The following is a 17,218-nucleotide window of genomic DNA, read 5'->3' on the forward strand; positions in this document are numbered from 1 at the left end:
GGGCGACCGGCACGCGGCGATCCTCGCCGACGCGGGCCGCACCTGGGTGCTCGTGCTGCGCGGACAGGTCGCGGCGGCACCAGTGGCGACGGCCGTGGCCGGGCTGAGCGAGATCGGCATGACCTGGGACGCCGCCCGTCTCGCCAGCGAGGCCGCGCTCGGCGCCGCCGATTCGGCCACCGCCACCGCACTGCTCAAGCTGGCCCGTACGGTCCGCGCCGACGCGAAGCCGCAGGAACCGAGCGTCGCGCCCGCGCAGCCGGTGGTGCGGGAGGGCACGCCGCCCGTCCCCGATCCGGCGATCGGGGAGCCGGCCGCGATCCTCAGTGAGCGCGAACGCGAAGTCGCCGAACTGGTGTTACTCGGCCTCACCTACCGTGAGATCGGCGCACGTCTGTACATTTCCGCCAAGACCGTGGAGCATCATGTCGCCCGTATTCGACGCCGGATCGGTGCGCGGTCCCGATCGGAGCTATTGTCGATGCTCCGTGCCATGGGACACGGCTCACTGCTGGTGTGATCCAGCACTGGTGCACAGAGTGCGGATTCGTCAGCCGGACGCCGAAGCGAGGTATTGAGGATGGCCACAGGGGTGGGCCTGCGCATCGCCGAGGACGAGTGCACGGCGGCGATCGTCACCGACAGCGGCGATGAGCCGCTGCTCATCGTCCGCGAGTCGGTGCTGTACATGTCCGACGACGGCGACGCCGCACTCGGCGAAGCGCCGCCGGACGGGAACGCCCACGCGATCACGGGCTTCGTGCGCGCCGTCGGCGATCCGGCCGGTCTCGCGGTCGACGACGGTGAGGCCTACCGGGCCGAAGACCTCGTCGCGACCGCGTTGTTCTGCCTGATCAACCTCACGGCCGAATATCTCAACGGCGCCGCCGAGTTCTACGCCACGCATCCGGGCGACTGGCCCCGCGAATACATCCAGGCGCTGCGGGACGCGCTGGACTACCTCGGACTGCGTTCGGTGCTGCTGGTCAGCGAGGCCGAGCTGCCGAGCGCGGGGACCGCGGAGCCCGGCGGCACGTACGCCTACGACGCCGCCCGCGCCGCGCTGGCCGCGGTGTTGTCCACGCCCGCGGGCAGCACACCGCCCGACCCGACGCACGCCGAGAACTCGACGGTGGACACCGTGATCATTCCGGCGGTGCCTGCGTCCGAGGCACAGCCGCAGGCGTATTCGGCGGCCATCCCGCTGGCCGAGCCGCTGCCGACGACCGCGGCCGCGGAGCCGGAACCACAACCCGAGCCCACGCAGCCGGCACCGAAGAAGGACCGCAAGCAGCTGTCGCTGCTGATCGGAGCGGCGGCGCTGATCGGGCTCGTGCTCGGCGGCTTCGCGGTGGCCGTGCTGTTCCGCGAGCAGAGCGACACTCCGGTGCCGCCGCTGCGCGACGCCAAATCCGATCAGGTGACGGTGAGCCCGACCCCGGCCGCGCCGCCGGTCAACTTCCCGACCGTGCCGTCCACCCCGCCGACCACCGAACCGCCGGTGACCATCACGGCGACCACACCGCCGGAAACGAGCGAGCCGCCGCCTCCGCCACCCCCGCCGCCGACCACCGAAGCTCCGACGACCACGCCGACACCGACGACGCGCCCGAAGCCGTCGAAGTCCTCGCCGTTCCAGCCGTTGCCGGAGATCCCGTCCATCCCTGGCCTGCAGATACCGGGCAGTCGGTGATTAGTAGAGCCCTTCCCCGGTTTGTGCCTTAAAGTGATGCGCTGACCGGTGTTGTCGGATGAATTCCCGGCGCTCGGTCTGTTGCTGGAGGACGACTGTGAGCCAACGGATTCCAGGCCCGTTGCCGCGGATTTAGCTGGCACTTGCGTGCCACGAAGGGATTTCATGCGCAAGTTGGTGGCGCGCCGCGCCGCGGTCAAAGCTGTCGCTATCGCTTCGACCGTTTTCCTCGCTCCCTTGCTCGGCGCGACCACCGCCGCGGCGGCGCCAGCCACACCCGCGCAGCTCACCGCCGATACGCTGCCGCCCGAACTGGCGCAGGCCATCGCGCGCGACCTGAAGATGACGCCGACCGAATACCTGGACCGGGCCGCCCGCGCACAGCAACTGCGCGACTACGCCCGCGACTTCCGCTCCGAGCGTCCCGAGGCGTTCGCGGGCGCGTGGATCGGCACCGACGGCAAGCCCATCGTCGCGGTCACCTCGCTCGACGCCGCCAAGATCGCCTCCGCCGACGGCTACCAGACCAGGCTCGCCCCCGTCTCCGCGGACGGGCTGGAGGGTTCGCTGATGCAGCTGAACCAGTGGATCACCAGTCTGCCCCGGGAGATCTCGACGGCGATCAACTCGGTCGCCATCGACTTCCTCAACAGCCAGCTGGTACTCAGCGTCGCCAACACCCCCGCGGGCCACCTGCTGAACCTGCCGACCCTGATCGCCAACGTCAAGGTCATCCTCTCGCCCGGCAGCGGCGGTGCGGTGGAGCGGCGGCCGATGGGTGGCGACACCTACATCAGCGCCCCGATCCCGCTGAGCGACGCCTCGTTGAAGGGCGTCGACGTCTGCTCGTTCGGCTTCAACAGCGTCGACGCGGCCGGTAACGCGCTGAACATCAGTGCGGGACACTGCGATCCGAACGTCGGCAAGGACAGCCAGACGGCCACCGTCTACTTCCCCAACGTCAAGGACATCCCGGCCAGCCCCGAGCTGGGCACGTTCGTCCAGGCGAAGCTGGGCGGGCAGAGCGCACTGGACTACTCGGTGATCAAGCTGAACGAGCGCGCCGTCCGCGCCGGCATGGACCAGCCGACCGTGCGCGGCGCCAACGGCACCACGCTGTCGATCACCGGCACCGCCGACCCGATCACCGGCGCGCCGGTGTGCAAGACCGGGCAGTCCTCCACCTTCACCTGTGGCTTCGTGGTGGCCGACCGGGTCGAGACTCAGCTCTACACCGCGGAGGGCGAGAGCAAGGTCGTGCGCGGCTTCGCCAGCTCGGCCTGCACCCTCGGCGGGGACAGCGGCGGCGCGATCGTGTCCGGCACGCTCGCCCTCGGCATCACCAGCGGCTCCAACGCGGCCGAGGCCCCCGATTGCAACGAGGCCAATATCGCGCTGGCGCAGTACGGCGGCACCGCCAGCCTCGGCATTCCGATCCGGCCGATCCTGGCCGATATCGACGCCTCGTCCGGCGGCGGCGTCGGCAGCGGCATCTCGGTGCGAACCCGAGGCTCGGTATAAGTAGGCATAGCGGGCTCGAGCCCATATAGTCTGGGCATGCTCCTGCCACGTATAGGTCATCTCCGATCAGCTGCGCGACAGACCCGGGTCCGAAAATCAGTGATCGCCGCTTCGGCGGCGATACTGCTGTTCGGACCGACGGCAGTAGCGTCTGCACAACCCGATCCCGCGCCGAACCTGCCCGCAGAGCTCGTCAGCGCGATCGCCCGTGATCTGAAGATCTCGCCGGAGGAGTACCTGCACCGCGCCGACGTGGCCCAGCAGGTCGCCGCGTTCGCCACCACCGCCCAGCGGCAGTACCCCGCCGTGTTCGGCGGCTCGTGGCTCGACGAGGGTGGCAAGGCGGTCGTGGCGCTGGCGCAGGGGCCGGGTGCCGACGAGGCCCGAAAGGCCGCGCAGTCCGCCGGTTTCGAGGTGCGCAACGTGGCCAAGAGCGAGACCGCGCTGCGTGGTGAGAAGAGCGCGTTCGAGCGGTGGCTGGAGGGCCAGCCCGAGGCGGTCTCCTCGCTGGTGCGCGGCGTCGTGGTCGACACCGTCAACAACAGCATCGCGGTGCGCGTCGACAAGATCGGCCTGCCGATGCCGAACTTCATCGATCCGTCCCGGGTCATCGTGATGGCCCCGCCGGTTGCCGGTGAGCAGGCGACGCTGCCGCAGGGGAGCGAAATCGCCGGTGCCGGAACCGGTGTGCTGGCCGGCGGCGACGGTTACGCCTCGGTCGCGGGCCGCACCTCGCTGCGCTGCTCGCTCGGCTTCAACGGCACCGACCGCAACGGCAACATCGTGAATGTCACTGCGGGCCACTGCAACCCGGATCTGCCGTCGGCGGGCAACGACAACGCCGCGCGGATCCACGAGCTCAACGGCGACCGGCTCGGCACCGAGCTCGGCCGGTTCCAGAAGTCGGTGCTCGGCGAGCAGGACTACTCGATCGTGCGGATCGCCGATCAGTCCCGGGATCGCTTCAGCAACAACGAGGTTCGGGTGCCCGGCGCCGCGTCCATCCGGATCGAAGGCGTCGCGACCCCGGTCGTCGGCGCGCCGGTCTGCAAGTCCGGTTCGCGGACCGGCTTCAGCTGCGGCGTGGTGAACGCGGTCGACCAGACCGTGCAGGTGGGCGAGCGCGAGCTGACCCAGGCCTTCTCGGCCAACATCTGCGCGCTGCCCGGCGACAGCGGCGGCCCGATCGTGACCGGCCGCCTGGCGCTCGGCATCTCCAGCGCGTCGTCGGTGGCCGACTACCCGATCTGCGAGATCCCCAACCTGATCGGCGCCCTCACCGGCAACGCACCGCAGCTGTTCGCGCAGCCGGTGCACGTGGTGCTCTCGGACAACCCCGGTCTGAAGCTGCGCACCAACTAGTTTTTTCCCGACGGAAGGGCCGGCCGCGTTCGCGCGGCCGGCCTTTTCGCTGTCCCGGGCGCCTTTCCACTGGCCTTGCCAGCCCGTTCCGGCGGCGAATGCGATGCTGTGCCCGGCACCGTTGCGGCATCCTGGACTGCATGTGTTTGGTGTTGATCGGCTGGCGCGCCCATCCGGAGTATCGGTTGATCGTCGCGGCCAACCGGGACGAGTTCTATACCCGGCCGACCGAGTCCATGCGCTGGTGGCCGGAGCTGCCCGGCTTGCTCGCGGGTCGCGATCTGGGCGCGAAGAACAAATCCGCGGGCGATCCGCCCGGCACCTGGCTCGGGCTCGGCGCCACCGCGCCGGATCAGCAGGAGCCGCTGCGCCCCAACCGATTCGCGACGGTGACCAATGTGCGCAACCCGAAAGACGAGCGCGCCGACGCCCGTTCGCGCGGCGCGCTGCTGATGGACTTCCTGCGGGGCTCGTCGCAGCGGCGCTCCGGCGCCGACTTCCCCGGCCCGGAGAAATACGTCCTCGACGTCGCGGCCGCACCCGACGACTACAACGGCTACAACCTGGTGGTGTCGGACCTGGACGCGCTGTGGTGGCATTCGAACCGCAGCGCCGCGCCGCCGCGGGAACTCACACCCGGCTTCCACGGCCTCTCCAACGCCCCGTTCGTCAGTTCGGTAGGGCCGAACCCACAGGACACGGATTTGACCACCCCACAGCCCATCTGGCCCAAAGTACGCAGCGGCGTAGCCGACCTGCGGGCCGTGGTGGCGTCCGAGCCGGGCGCGGTGGCGCGCTATTTCGAGGTGCTCGCGGACCGCACTCGCGCCGCGGACGCGGAACTGCCGGACACCGGCGTGCCCAAGCGGATGGAGCGCAGGCTCTCGTCCCGGTTCATCGCCGACGGCGTGCACGGCACCCGCGCGAGCACGGTGCTACTGGTGCGGGAGGACGGCTCGTTCGAGATGGCGGAGCGAACCTTCGGGCGGTTCGGGCGACCGAAGGGCACGGTGTCGATGCGCGGCACGCTGGAAATGCCCGCCTGAAACGACGACTCGGCCCGCCCTCCGAGGAGAGCGGGCCGAGTCGATGGAACCGAAAGAACTTACTTCACCGGCTGCGGCTTGTCGGCCCACTGGGTGGTGCCGTCCGGCGCCTGAATGGTGTTGATCAGCTCGAGGCCCGCGGCGACCAGCGCCGGGCCACCGACGATGATGGTGCCCAGGATGCCGCCGATACCGGCGCCCACCGGGATGCCGAGCAGGCCGCCGACACCGAAGATCGGCAGGCCGAGGAAGAAGCCGACGACGGCGCCGATCGCGGTGCCGATGAAGCCACCGATCGCGGTCGCGATGCCGAACTTGCTGGCGAACTCGTTCTGCGCCCGCTGGTTCTCGATCGGCGAGGCGATGTCCTGCGCCACGGACGGGCGTGCGGCCACCGGCTTGCCGGTGACGACGAGGCCCTCGGGCTTCTGCGGGGTGATCTCGAGGACGGTGCCGTCCTTCTTCACCTCGGTCTTGACCGGGACGAGGGTGCCGTCGACGTCGACCTCGAGCGGGAACGACACGAGAGTGTTGCCCTGACCGTCACGCACGTTGGCAACACTGAGCTTGGGATCTTCGGCGGTCGCTCCGTCCTGCTCGGTAACCGAGAAGGTGCCCCCCTTGAGCGACGCGACAACCGTCTTGTCGACCAGCTTGACGGAGTAGTTGATGCCGGAGTCGGCCGGTGCGGCGACAGGCTCGGCATGCGCGGTCCCGAGACCGATGGTCATCGCGCCGATGACCAACGCGGCACCCGCGGTGGTTCTGCGGAGGTTCATTCAGTTTCCAATCCATCATCAGGTCGTCTACCGGCCGGTCTGCGTCACGCGAGAGCTCTTCATCAAATCCGGGCGGTCGCCCCGGATCCTCCCCGAGCAGTGCGGAGACGGGCACAGCAGACAGAACGTCGTGAGCGTAATCGAACGGCCGCTCAGATGCGAGATGCATTACGCGCCTTGCGGACTAAGCCTGACCTTAGCGACGGAACCGATTCGCTCGACGTTTACGGTGGTGATCACCTGAACATGCAGTTGGATTGGCAACCCTTTTGTGACGTTCCTCACAGGTAAATTCTGCGTCAAGCCCCAGGAAGATGGGGCATAGCTCAGGTGCTGATCGTACGGTAGACAGTGGTTGTTACCGGTGGGTAACTTACCGCCGGTTAGGATACGAGCCAACCGGGGCGGCCGGACTGCCCTCGCTCGTGTTGCCTCTCTAGAGAAAGGTCGCGACATGAATGCCCTGACAGTGACGCTGGGCACGATTGGGACGGCGCTCAGCCTATTGTGTTGGGCCTCGTTCGTCGGCGGCGTTCGAAATATCGCGCGCACCATCATGATCGGCCAGAGCGCGCCGGACCGCTGGCGACCGTTCTTCCCCCGCTTCAAGACGATGATCGTGGAATTCCTGGCGCACACGCGCATGGTGAAGTTCCGCACCGTCGGCTGGGCCCACTGGCTGGTGATGATCGGCTTCCTGGCCGGGTTCATCCTCTTCTTCGAGGCCTACGGGCAGACCTTCGATCCCGAATTCCACTGGCCGATCATCGGCAACTGGGCGATCTACCACCTGGCCGACGAGATCCTCGGCATCGGCACCGTGATCGGCATCCTGGTGCTGATCGTGATCCGTCAGCTGAACCACCCGCGGCTGCCCGAGCGGCTGTCCCGATTCAGCGGCTCGCGGTTCGGTCCCGCCTACATCATCGAGACCATCGTGCTGATCGAAGGTCTCGGCATGGTGCTGGTCAAGGCGGGCAAGATCGCCGTCTACGGCCACTCGAACCCGTGGACCGACTTCTTCACCATGCAGGTCGCCAAGCTGCTGCCGGCCAACGCGACGATGGTCGCGCTGTTCGCGTTCGTGAAGCTGATGTCGGGCAGCACCTTCCTGTTCCTGGTCGGCCGCAACCTCAACTGGGGCGTGGCGTGGCACCGCTTCTCGGCGTTCCCGAACATCTACTTCAAGCGTGAGGACGACGGCGGCGTCGCGCTCGGCGCGGTGAAGCCGATGATGTCCAAGGGCAAGCCGATCGACATGGAGACCGCCGACCCGGACAACGACACGTTCGGCGCGGGCCGGATCGAGGACTTCTCCTGGAAGGGCTGGCTCGACTTCACCACCTGCACCGAGTGTGGCCGCTGCCAGTCGCAGTGCCCGGCCTGGAACACCGGTAAGCCGTTGTCGCCCAAGCTGCTGATCATGTCGCTGCGCGACCACGGCTACGCCAAGGCGCCGTACCTGCTGGCCGGTGGCCGCAAGGACATGGGCGGCGACGAGGTCGGCCTGGTCGACGCCGAAGGCGCGCCGAACGAGGCCGCGCTGGCCAAGATCTCCGACGCCGCGAAGGCGGAAGCGGAACGTCCGCTGGTGGGCGAGCTCGAGGCCAACGGCATCATCGACCCCGAAGTGCTGTGGTCGTGCACCACCTGCGGTGCGTGCGTCGAGCAGTGCCCGGTGGATATCGAGCACGTCGACCACATCATCGACATGCGCCGCTACCAGGTGCTCATCGAATCGGAGTTCCCGTCCGAGCTCGCGGGCCTGTTCAAGAACCTGGAGAACAAGGGCAACCCCTGGGGCCAGAACTCCAAGGACCGGCTCAACTGGATCAACGAACTGGACTTCCAGATCCCGGTCTTCGGCCAGGACGCGGACAGCTTCGACGGATACGACTACCTGTTCTGGGTCGGTTGCGCGGGCGCCTACGAAGACCGTGCGAAGAAAACCACCAAGGCGGTCGCCGAACTGCTCGCCACCGCGGGCGTCAAGTTCATGGTGCTCGGCGCCGACGAGACCTGCACCGGCGACTCGGCCCGGCGCGCGGGCAACGAGTTCCTGTTCCAGCAGTTGGCCGCGCAGAACATCGAACTGCTCAACTCGGTGTTCGAGGGCGTCGAACAGCAGAAAAAGAAGATCGTCGTCACCTGCGCGCACTGCTTCAACGCACTCAACAACGAATACCCGCAGGTGGGTGGCACTTACGAGGTGGTGCACCACACCCAGCTGCTGAACCGCCTGGTGCGGCAGAAGCAGCTGATCCCGGTCGCCTCGGTGTCGCAGAACGTCACCTACCACGACCCCTGCTACCTGGGCAGGCACAACAAGGTCTACAACGCGCCGCGCGAACTGATGGAAGCCTCCGGTTCCACGCTGGTCGAAATGCCGCGCCACGGCGAACGTTCCATGTGCTGTGGTGCCGGTGGCGCGCGCATGTGGATGGAAGAGCAGCTCGGCAAGCGGATCAATGTCGACCGCGTGGACGAGGGCCTCAACACCCTCACCGGCGCCGGCGGCGCGACGCCGGGCAAGATCGCGACCGGCTGCCCGTTCTGCCGCGTCATGCTCACCGACGGCGTCACCGCCCGGCAGGAAAAGGGTGAAGGCGAAGGAGTCGAGGTCGTCGACGTCGCCCAGCTCATGCTCGACGCCATCGACCGGGTCGACCCGGCCCGGCTCACCGAGAACCTCACCGTCGTGCAGGAGCCGAAAGCGCCTGCGGTGCAAGAGGTCGCCGAGCCCGAACCCGAACCGGAGCAGCAGGCCCCGGCGGCCAAGGCCGCGCCGACCGGCGGCGGACTCGCGATGAAGGGCCCGGCGAAGGCACCCGGTGGCGGGCTCGGCATGAAGGGCGCGGCCAAGGCGCCCGGAGCCAAGGCCGAAGAGCCCGCCGCGGAAGCGGCGCCACCGGTCAAGGGTCTGGCCATGAAGGGCCCCGCCAAGAAGCCCGGCGGACTCGGCATGAAGGGCGCGGCCAAAGCGCCGGGCGCGAAAGCCGAACCCGCCGCGGAAGAGTCGGCCGCGGAGACCACCGCGCCGCCGGTCAAGGGTCTCGCCATGAAGGGCCTCGCCAAGAAGCCCGGCGGGCTCGGGATGAAGGGCGCGGCGAAGGCGCCGGGCGCGAAGGCGGCACCGGCCGCGGAATCCGCTCCCGCCGAGTCGGCTCCCGCCGAATCGGCCTCTGCCACCGAGTCCGCTTCCGCCGCACCGGCTCCCGCGCCGAAGCCGGTCAAGGGACTCGGTATGAAGGGCGCCGCCAAAGCACCGGGCGCGAAGGCACCGGCCGCACCCGCGCCCGCTCCGGCGGCCGAGAGCCCGGCCGCCCCGGAAACGCCCGCAGCCGAACCGGTTTCGGAACCCACCGAAACCAAGCCGACCATCCCCGCCAAGGGTTTGGCCATGAAGTCCGGCTTCAAGCGCCCCGGCCCCAAGGCCCCCGGCACCCCCGCGACCCCGGCCGACCCGGCACCCCCGGCCGACCCGGCACCCCCGGCCGACCCCGAACCCGTCGCGGAATCCCCCGCCGAGGACTCCACCCCCGAGCCGCCCCAACCCACCAACGGCACCGGCAACGGCGAAGCCACACCCCCCACCGCCAAACCAGGCGGCCTCGGCTTCAAGTCCGGCGCCAAGGCCCCGGGCCGCAAGAACTGAACGAACTGAACAGCGAGATCGGCCCGGGCGTCCAACGCGCCCGGGCCGATCTCTTCTATGGCCATGCCGACGATAGTTACTACGTATCACCCGCCCGGTCGTGCTGATATCATTGATCGAGAGATTCTGATATCAGGAGGTTCGTGATGTCGCGGACGCTAATAGACATCGACGACGACGCCCTCGCTCTCGCAGCCGAGGAACTGGGGACGAAGACGAAGGTCGCGACCGTGAACGCCGCACTGCGGGAGGTCGCGAACAGACGAGCGGTATCGAAGATGATCCAGCAGCTGCGGGACAGCGAGACGGACCTTTCGCCCGAAGCCATGAGGGGAGCTTGGCACTGAGGACACTGTTCATGCTCGCGGACAAGTCGGCGCTCGAGTGGGTACTGCGCGACGATACTGCCGCGGCCGATTTCGCCAGGGTGACCGGCGAACCAGGTGCACTGGTCGCCGCCTGCCATCTCACCGCATTGGAGATCGGTTACTCGGCGCGTTCGCACGCCGACTACGTCGCGAAGCTCACAGGTCAACAGTCCTTGGTCTGGCTACCGGTCACCGAGGAGGTCATGGACCGGGCGTTGGCCGTCCAGGGCATCCTCGCCGAACGCGGAGCCCATCGGCTGCCCATCCCCGACCTGGTCATCGCCGCGACCGCCGAGGTTCACGGCGCGACCGTCCTCCACGTCGACAACGACTACCAGACCATTGCGGACGTGACCGGCCAACCACATCAACGGCTGCGGACGGGCTGACCCTCGGGATAGGACGCCGAGACCGCTCATCAAGATAGTGCAGGTCTGATCCGTCCACCTGGATCGACGAATCCGCGTACGCCGTCGCAGTATCTCGCCAAGCTGCCAGAGCAATGGCCAGTCGGTCCGATGAACCGGATTCGAGTCCAGCTCGACCGGCGCCGACAAGATCCCTGAGCAGCTCTCGGCGGTTCACCCCAGACAGGAGATCGAGCCATGAGTAGACCACCGCATACCGACCGGGCCGCAGATGCATCCGCCGATGATGTCACCGCCGCCGAAGAACTCGCGTACCGGGAGCAACAGCGGCGGACGCAATACGAGGCGATCCACGCGACCTCGGTGGCCCTGGACGACGAGGAAGATCCACGAATGGTGCTGGCAGAGCTGCAAGTGATCCGGAAGGAAATCGCCGATCGTCGGCTCAGGGGTGGGTGAGGGTGGCGTAGCGGGTGAGGTGGTGGTCGGGGGTGCCGTATTCGTGCTGGATGGCGGTGAGGCGCTTGAAGTAGTGGCCGATGGCCAGTTCTTCGGTCATGCCCATGGCGCCGTGCAGTTGGACGGCGTTCTGGCCGATGAAGCGGGCGGCGCGGGCGACGGTGACCTTGGCGGCGGCGACGGCGCGGGCGCGGGCCGGGGGTTCGGCGGCGAGCGAGTAGATCGCGAGGTAGGTGGCGGCGATGGCTTGTTCGAGTTCCATATACATGTCGACCATGCGGTGTTGCAGCACTTGGAAACTGCCGATCGGCTGACCGAACTGCTTGCGCTGCTTGGCGTATTCGAGGGTGTCGGCGAGCACGGTGCGCAGGCAGCCGACGGTTTCGGCGGCGATGGCCGCGATGGCGGTGTCGACGGTGGGTTCGATCGCGACCCAGGCGGTCCCCTCGATACCGAGCAACGCGTCGGCAGGGACCCGGAAATCGGTGAAGGTGAGGTCGGCGGCGACGCGGTCGTCGATGGTCCGGTACGGGTGCACCGCAACACCGGCCGGCGGGTTGTCCGCGTCGAAATCGATGCAGAACAACGAGATACCGCGCTGGTCGCGCCGATTGCCCGCGGTGCGCGCGGTGATCAGCAGGTGCGTGGCCAGCGGGGCGCTGGTCACCACGGTCTTCGCGCCGTCGAGCACCCACGCGTCGCCGTCGCGCCGTGCGGTGGTGCTGACGTCGTGCAGGGTCTGGCCCGAAGTCGGTTCCAGCGCAGCGAAAGCCGTGCGCGCCTCGCCCGCCGCGATCTGGCGCAGCACCGCGTCGGCGCGTTCCCCACCGGAGCGGTTCAGCAGTCCGGCGCCGACGACGACGGTGTCCACGAACGGCTCCACGACCAGCGCCCGGCCGAGTTCCTCGGCGATGACCATCATTTCGACCGGCCCGCCTCCCATCCCGTCGACCCGCTCGGGCAGGATCGCGCCGAGGATGCCGAGTTCGTCGGCGAACGCACGCCAGATCGCGGGCTGCCAGCCCGGCCCGGATTTGACCGCGGTGCGGCTCTTTTCCAGGTCATAGCGCGCGCCGAGGAAGCCGGCGAGGGCGGTGCGGAGCAGTTCCTGCTCGTCGGTGAGTGTGAAGTCCATCAGAGCCCCAATGCTGCTTTGGCGAGGATGTTTCGCTGAATCTCGTTGCTGCCCGCGTAGATCGAGCCGGCCCGGTCGTTGAAGTAGCGCAGCGGCGCGACCGCCTGCCATTCGGTGCCGCTGTGGTAACCGTCCACCGGCGGCGTGAATTCGGCGATCGGCCCACCGGGTTTGGTGGCATGCGGTTGATACACCCGTGCGCGCGGACCGGCGGCGGTCAAGGCCAGTTCGGTCAGCTGCTGGCTCAGCTCGGTGGCGAGGATCTTCAGCATGGAGGCGGCCGGTCCCGGGTTCTTGCCCCGCGCCATCGCCGAAATTGTGCGGTACTCGAGTATTTCGAGCACCTCGGTGCGAATCCGCGCCTGCGCCAAGCGCACCGAGAACGCCGGATCGTCGATCAGCGGATTGCCGTCCGGCCCAGGTTGTTGCGCCGCTTCGACGCCGATTTCCTGTGCCATCGCCTGCAGGTACGGCGCCATCGCACCACCGCGTTCGTGCACGAGCAGGTATTTGGCGACGGTCCAGCCGTCGTCGATCTGCCCGAGCACATTGCTTTTCGGTACCCGGACGTTGTCGAAGAAGACCTGGTTCTGCACCTGTTCGCCGGAGGTCATCACCAACGGGCGGATCTCGATGCCGGGCGAGGTCATATCGATCAGCAGAAAGGTGATGCCCTGCTGCTTCTTTCCCGACCGCGAGGTGCGCACCAGGCAGAAGATCCAATTCGCCTCGGTGGCGTGGGTGGTCCAGATCTTGCTGCCGGTGCAGACGAGGTCGTCGCCGTCCTCGACCGCCGCCATCGTCAGCGCGGCGAGGTCGGATCCGGCCTCCGGCTCCGAATAGCCTTGGCAGAAGAAGACTTCCCCGGTCAGGATGCGCGGCAGGTAGAACGCCTTCTGTTCCGCGGTCCCGTAGGCGATGATCGCGTGCGCCACCATCTTGATCCCCATCGGGGACAGCGCGGGCGCTCCCGCCAGTGTCGATTCCCGCGCGAAGATGTAGTGCTGGGTCAGGCTCCACGCGCATCCGCCGTATTCGACGGGCCAGGCGGGCGCCGCCCAGCCGCGCTCGTGCAGGATCCGCTGCCACTGCATGCTGGCCTCGTGATCGGGGTAGACGCTCGTCGCCAAGCGTCCGGCGCGCCGCAACTCCGGCGTCAGCTCGGCGTCGAGAAACGCCCGCACCTCGTCCCGAAATGCCAGATCGGCCGCTGACCAGTCGAATTCCATCAGCCCTCCCGGAGGGTGTGCACCAGTGCGTCGCTATCGGCCGGAGCCGAAACGAGACAGGACCTACGTGTGTCCCGCCACTGTAGCAAACTGATGTCACCTGCCAGCAATTAACTGAAGCACGCGCTGATTCCCGATAAAACCCCAGCTAGGGGTCACAATCCTCGAAGAAGGCCCGGACGTAGCCCGCGGATTGATAGGCGTAGTCCCACGCCCAGCGCGGAACAGAGAGCGCGGGTTCGGGGTCGACGAAGAGCAGCTCGCCGGACCAGCATTTGCCGAGGATGTAGCGGGCCCGGGAGATATGCGGGGTGAAGGTGACGACGATGACGCGCTGCCAGCCGCCGGCTCGCGCCAGCCGCGCGAGAAATCGGCCCTCGCCGCGGGTGGTGCGGGGCGCGGGGTCGAAACAGATCACCTGGAAGCTGTAGCTGCCGTGGCAGATTCGATTGATCAGGGTGCTGTGCTCGTACGGATCCGAGATCAGCACCCGGGGCGCGAAGCCTTCGGCAGCCAGGCGCAGCGCCAGCTGTTCGCGGCCGTCGTGCGCCCCGCCGAGGACCAGGATCGCGTCGGCGGGAACGGGGGTGTCGGTGCGCGGCCGGACATAGACGGGCCACAGCGCCGCCACGACCGACACGGCGACGATCAGGCCGAGCACGGCCCACCGCAAACGTCGCATCTCGTCGATGCTAGCCGTGTCGTCGCAGGTCAGGGCGGCCAACCCGGGCTGCGTCGCCACATGTACACCTACCGTTGCCGTGACCCTTGCCTCGGTGACGTGGTGTGGCCACCGGGGAGGCTTATCAATCGATCATGCGATGCACAGTCTTCGGAACCGGGTACCTCGGGGCCACGCACGCGGCGTGCATGGCCGAACTCGGGCACGACGTGATCGGGGTGGACGTCGACCCGGGCAAGGTCGCGAAGCTGTCCGACGGTGTGGTGCCGTTCTACGAACCCGGCCTCGAGGAGGTGCTGCGGCGCAATCTCGACGCGGGCAGGTTGCGGTTCACCACGTCCTACACCGAAGCCGCGGCACACGCGCAGGTGCACTTCCTCGGCGTCGGCACGCCGCAGAAGAAGGGTGAGTACGCCGCGGACCTGAAATACGTGCACGCCGTGGTGGATACGCTCGCCCCGCTGCTGGAGCGTCCGTCGGTGATCATCGGCAAGTCGACCGTGCCGGTCGGCACCGCGACCGCGCTCGGCGCCAGGGCCCGCGCACTCACCTCGGCCGAGGTGGAGGTGGCGTGGAACCCCGAGTTCCTCCGGGAAGGCTTCGCGGTGAAGGACACGCTGCGCCCGGATCGCCTGGTGCTGGGGGTGGATCGGGAGCGCGACGCCGCGGCCTGGGTCGAACAGCTGGTGCGCGAGGTCTACGCGGATCTGATCACCGCCGAGGTGCCGTTCCTGCTCACCGACCTTGCCACCGCGGAATTGGTGAAGGTCTCGGCCAATGCCTTTCTCGCGACCAAGATTTCGTTCATCAATGCGGTCTCGGAGGTGTGCGAGGCGACCGGCGCGGACGTGACGATGCTGGCCGACGCGCTCGGCTACGACGCCCGCATCGGCCGCCGATTCCTCAATGCCGGACTGGGTTTCGGCGGCGGCTGCCTGCCGAAGGACATCCGCGCGTTCATGGCCCGCTCCGGGGAGCTCGGCGCCGATCACGCGGTGGCGTTCCTGCGCGAGGTCGACAACATCAACATGCGCCGTCGCACCAAGGTGGTGGACATGGCGGCGCGCGCCTGCGGCGGTTCGCTGCTCGGCGCGAACGTGGCCGTGCTGGGCGCCGCGTTCAAACCCGAATCCGATGACGTGCGCGACTCCCCGGCGTTGAATGTGGCGGGCATGATCCAGCTGCACGGCGCGGTGGTGACCGTGTATGACCCGAAAGCACTGGAGAATTCGCGCCGGGTGTTCCCGACGCTCAACTACGCCACCTCGATTGCGGAAGCGTGCGAACGGGCCGATGTAGTCTTGGTGCTCACCGAATGGGACGAGTTCACCTCATTGCGTCCGGCCGATCTGGAGCGAGTGGTGCGGTCCCGGTCGATCATCGACGGGAGGAATTGTCTCAATCGTGCCATTTGGCGAGAAGCCGGATGGGTGTACGCCGGACTGGGTACCCCGTAGAGTTGCGTCGCGGCGGCGCGGTCTGCGGCGGGACGTACGGTCCTGCCGTATGCACAGACGCTCGCCGACGGTATGGTCCGGGGAGCGGGCCTTCGCGCTGGCTCGCATGTCGTGAAGTGTGAACGAGATGGGCAGCTGATGAGTTCGGTACTGGGAGTTTCGGTGGGGGCCGGCGCTGTCCGTATGGCGCGACCACACACCGCGAACCCCCACGGGCACGTCGAGCCGCATTCGTTCGATCTGCAGACCGTTCCGGTCGCCGGCCAGACGGTCGAGGAGTTGGCCGCCGAGGCCATCGGCGTCACGCTGGAGACCACGCCCGGCATCGCCGCCACCGCGATCGCCTATCGCAGCGAGCAGCACGCCCGCGCGGTGCGCGCGGCCATGGCCCGCCAGCAGCTCACCAATTACGAACTCGTCCCCGAGGTGGTCGCCGCGCTGGAGTTCGCGCAGTCCACCGGGGATATCCGCGGTATCTCCTCGCTGGTCGTCTACGACCTCGGCAGCTCGGGCCTGTCGGTGAGCGTCGTGGACACCCAGTCGCGGGAGATCCGCTACAGCGAGCGCACCAGCGATATCAGCGGCGACTACCTCGACTCGCTGATCCGCGAACAGCAGATCGCCTCCGGCCGGATCGCGCATCCGCCGGACGCGGCGGGCCTGGCCGCACTGGACGGGCTGTGCCGCGAAGCCAAGGAACAGCTATCCACCAACACCGCGGTCGCGCTCCCCAGCGAGCAGGGCCTGGTGTTACTGGCACAGGAGAATTTCGAGTCGCTGATCATGCTGGCGATCGAATCGTCGGCACGGATGGCGCGCGACGTGATCACCCGCTCCGACCGCCCCGTGCACGGGGTGCTCGCGATCGGCGGCTGCGCCCGGATTCCGCTGGTGGCCAAGGTACTCGAACGCTGGATGGGCGTTCCGGTGATCGTGCCGCAGAGCCCGGAGACCGTGGTGGCCCGCGGGGCCGCGCTGCTCGCCCGGCCGGTGCAGCCCGAGGCGGCGGCGCCCGGCGCGGTGCTCGACGACGAGTTATCCCCGGCCTGGTTATCGACGCCGCCGAAGAAGCGCGGCAAACGCGAGATCAGCGGCGCGGTGCTGACCGTCAGCGCGCTCGCGGTGGTCGCCGCGATCGGCCTGGGCCTGGGCTACGGTCCCCAAGTACTGCAACGCGATTCGCACAGCGAAGGTTCGCCCACCGTGCCGACGACCACGGCGCCGCGTACCACCACGCTCGACCCGCAGATCGCCGTCGCCCCCGCGACACCGTCGGAGACGCCCGCGGAATCGGTGGCCGCGCCGCCGCCGCGCCGGGCCACCACCGAGCCCCCGCCGCCACCGGCCCCGGGCCCCAACACCATTGTCGTGCCGGGACTTCCGCCGATCGTGGTGCCCACGATCCCGCCCGAGGTCTTCCCCTTCCCACCGCCCCCGCCGCGCTAGACCGGGCCTAGCCGCAGC

15 protein-coding genes are annotated in these 17,218 nt (G+C 68.3%); 11 read left to right on the top strand and 4 right to left on the bottom strand.

Going from position 1 to position 17,218, the window contains the following annotated elements; all coding sequences use genetic code 11:
- The 5 genes from NVU01S_RS09270 to NVU01S_RS09290 all read left to right on the top strand — a co-directional run.
- The coding region (locus tag NVU01S_RS09270) for a LuxR C-terminal-related transcriptional regulator (RefSeq protein ID WP_169815263.1) at window positions 1-520 on the top strand (520 nt) is incomplete at its 5' end.
- A 60-nt stretch (window positions 521-580) separates the two neighbouring features.
- A complete protein-coding gene (locus NVU01S_RS09275) occupies window positions 581-1,693 on the top strand; it encodes a hypothetical protein (protein ID WP_043670477.1) in 1,113 nt (370 codons plus the stop codon).
- A 165-nt stretch (window positions 1,694-1,858) separates the two neighbouring features.
- A complete protein-coding gene (locus NVU01S_RS09280; protein ID WP_043670474.1) occupies window positions 1,859-3,214 on the top strand; it encodes a S1 family peptidase in 1,356 nt (451 codons plus the stop codon).
- A gap of 99 nt (window positions 3,215-3,313) precedes the next feature.
- Complete coding sequence (locus NVU01S_RS09285) at window positions 3,314-4,576, top strand: S1 family peptidase (RefSeq protein WP_082032042.1); 1,263 nt, start codon at window positions 3,314-3,316, stop codon at window positions 4,574-4,576.
- A gap of 140 nt (window positions 4,577-4,716) precedes the next feature.
- The gene (locus tag NVU01S_RS09290) at window positions 4,717-5,622 is read left to right on the top strand and encodes an NRDE family protein (RefSeq protein ID WP_043670471.1); all 906 of its coding nucleotides are present in this window, start codon (window positions 4,717-4,719) and stop codon (window positions 5,620-5,622) included.
- Window positions 5,623-5,681: 59 nt separating this feature from the next.
- Here NVU01S_RS09290 and NVU01S_RS09295 read toward each other — a convergent pair whose 3' ends face one another.
- Window positions 5,682-6,401, bottom strand: coding sequence for a DUF8020 domain-containing protein (locus NVU01S_RS09295; RefSeq protein ID WP_042258549.1), 720 nt, complete (start codon window positions 6,399-6,401; stop codon window positions 5,682-5,684).
- Window positions 6,402-6,855: 454 nt separating this feature from the next.
- On the opposite strand from NVU01S_RS09295, the gene NVU01S_RS09305 reads away from it, so the two are divergent.
- From NVU01S_RS09305 to NVU01S_RS09320, 4 genes are all read left to right on the top strand, one after another.
- A complete protein-coding gene (locus NVU01S_RS09305) occupies window positions 6,856-10,056 on the top strand; it encodes a (Fe-S)-binding protein (protein WP_043670468.1) in 3,201 nt (1,066 codons plus the stop codon).
- A 146-nt stretch (window positions 10,057-10,202) separates the two neighbouring features.
- Complete coding sequence (locus NVU01S_RS09310) at window positions 10,203-10,403, top strand: type II toxin-antitoxin system VapB family antitoxin (protein ID WP_043670465.1); 201 nt, start codon at window positions 10,203-10,205, stop codon at window positions 10,401-10,403.
- Complete coding sequence (locus NVU01S_RS09315) at window positions 10,394-10,813, top strand: PIN domain nuclease (protein WP_175068880.1); 420 nt, start codon at window positions 10,394-10,396, stop codon at window positions 10,811-10,813. Before NVU01S_RS09310 ends, NVU01S_RS09315 begins: the two co-directional genes overlap by 10 nt.
- Window positions 10,814-11,029: 216 nt before the next feature.
- Window positions 11,030-11,251: a hypothetical protein gene (locus NVU01S_RS09320; RefSeq protein WP_043670463.1), complete on the top strand. Its 222-nt coding sequence runs from the start codon at window positions 11,030-11,032 to the stop codon at window positions 11,249-11,251.
- Here NVU01S_RS09320 and NVU01S_RS09325 read toward each other — a convergent pair.
- From NVU01S_RS09325 to NVU01S_RS09335, 3 genes are all read right to left on the bottom strand, one after another.
- The gene (locus tag NVU01S_RS09325) at window positions 11,238-12,386 is read right to left on the bottom strand and encodes an acyl-CoA dehydrogenase family protein (RefSeq protein WP_043670460.1); all 1,149 of its coding nucleotides are present in this window, start codon (window positions 12,384-12,386) and stop codon (window positions 11,238-11,240) included. The two genes, NVU01S_RS09320 and NVU01S_RS09325, sit on opposite strands and share 14 nt — an antisense overlap.
- On the bottom strand, window positions 12,386-13,615 hold the full coding sequence (locus NVU01S_RS09330) for an acyl-CoA dehydrogenase family protein (RefSeq protein ID WP_043670457.1): 1,230 nt from the start codon (window positions 13,613-13,615) through the stop codon (window positions 12,386-12,388). Before NVU01S_RS09330 ends, NVU01S_RS09325 begins: the two co-directional genes overlap by 1 nt.
- A gap of 148 nt (window positions 13,616-13,763) precedes the next feature.
- Window positions 13,764-14,297: a YdcF family protein gene (locus NVU01S_RS09335; protein WP_052280608.1), complete on the bottom strand. Its 534-nt coding sequence runs from the start codon at window positions 14,295-14,297 to the stop codon at window positions 13,764-13,766.
- Between the two features lie 134 nt (window positions 14,298-14,431).
- Between NVU01S_RS09335 and NVU01S_RS09340 the strand changes: the two genes are divergently transcribed.
- Together NVU01S_RS09340 and NVU01S_RS09345 are read left to right on the top strand one after the other, a co-directional pair.
- Window positions 14,432-15,754, top strand: coding sequence for a UDP-glucose dehydrogenase family protein (locus NVU01S_RS09340; protein WP_043670455.1), 1,323 nt, complete (start codon window positions 14,432-14,434; stop codon window positions 15,752-15,754).
- A gap of 138 nt (window positions 15,755-15,892) precedes the next feature.
- Entirely contained in the window at window positions 15,893-17,200 is a 1,308-nt protein-coding gene (locus NVU01S_RS09345) for a DUF7159 family protein (RefSeq protein WP_338769452.1), read from the top strand.
- Window positions 17,201-17,218 lie beyond the last annotated feature (18 nt).

Origin of the sequence: Nocardia vulneris (genome assembly GCF_001613425.1) — a bacterium.
Classification (GTDB): domain Bacteria; phylum Actinomycetota; class Actinomycetes; order Mycobacteriales; family Mycobacteriaceae; genus Nocardia; species Nocardia vulneris.

Bases quoted from the DNA above. Each gene is read 5' to 3' on its own strand.
- NVU01S_RS09275 (WP_043670477.1), top strand. From the start codon at position 581: ATGGCCACAGGGGTGGGCCTGCGCATCGCCGAGGACGAGTGCACGGCG.
- NVU01S_RS09280 (WP_043670474.1), top strand. From the start codon at position 1,859: ATGCGCAAGTTGGTGGCGCGCCGCGCCGCGGTCAAAGCTGTCGCTATC.
- NVU01S_RS09290 (WP_043670471.1), top strand. From the start codon at position 4,717: ATGTGTTTGGTGTTGATCGGCTGGCGCGCCCATCCGGAGTATCGGTTG.
- NVU01S_RS09295 (WP_042258549.1), bottom strand. From the start codon at position 6,401: ATGAACCTCCGCAGAACCACCGCGGGTGCCGCGTTGGTCATCGGCGCG.
- NVU01S_RS09305 (WP_043670468.1), top strand. From the start codon at position 6,856: ATGAATGCCCTGACAGTGACGCTGGGCACGATTGGGACGGCGCTCAGC.
- NVU01S_RS09310 (WP_043670465.1), top strand. From the start codon at position 10,203: ATGTCGCGGACGCTAATAGACATCGACGACGACGCCCTCGCTCTCGCA.
- NVU01S_RS09320 (WP_043670463.1), top strand. From the start codon at position 11,030: ATGAGTAGACCACCGCATACCGACCGGGCCGCAGATGCATCCGCCGAT.
- NVU01S_RS09325 (WP_043670460.1), bottom strand. From the start codon at position 12,386: ATGGACTTCACACTCACCGACGAGCAGGAACTGCTCCGCACCGCCCTC.
- NVU01S_RS09330 (WP_043670457.1), bottom strand. From the start codon at position 13,615: ATGGAATTCGACTGGTCAGCGGCCGATCTGGCATTTCGGGACGAGGTG.
- NVU01S_RS09335 (WP_052280608.1), bottom strand. From the start codon at position 14,297: ATGCGACGTTTGCGGTGGGCCGTGCTCGGCCTGATCGTCGCCGTGTCG.
- NVU01S_RS09340 (WP_043670455.1), top strand. From the start codon at position 14,432: ATGCGATGCACAGTCTTCGGAACCGGGTACCTCGGGGCCACGCACGCG.
- NVU01S_RS09345 (WP_338769452.1), top strand. From the start codon at position 15,893: ATGAGTTCGGTACTGGGAGTTTCGGTGGGGGCCGGCGCTGTCCGTATG.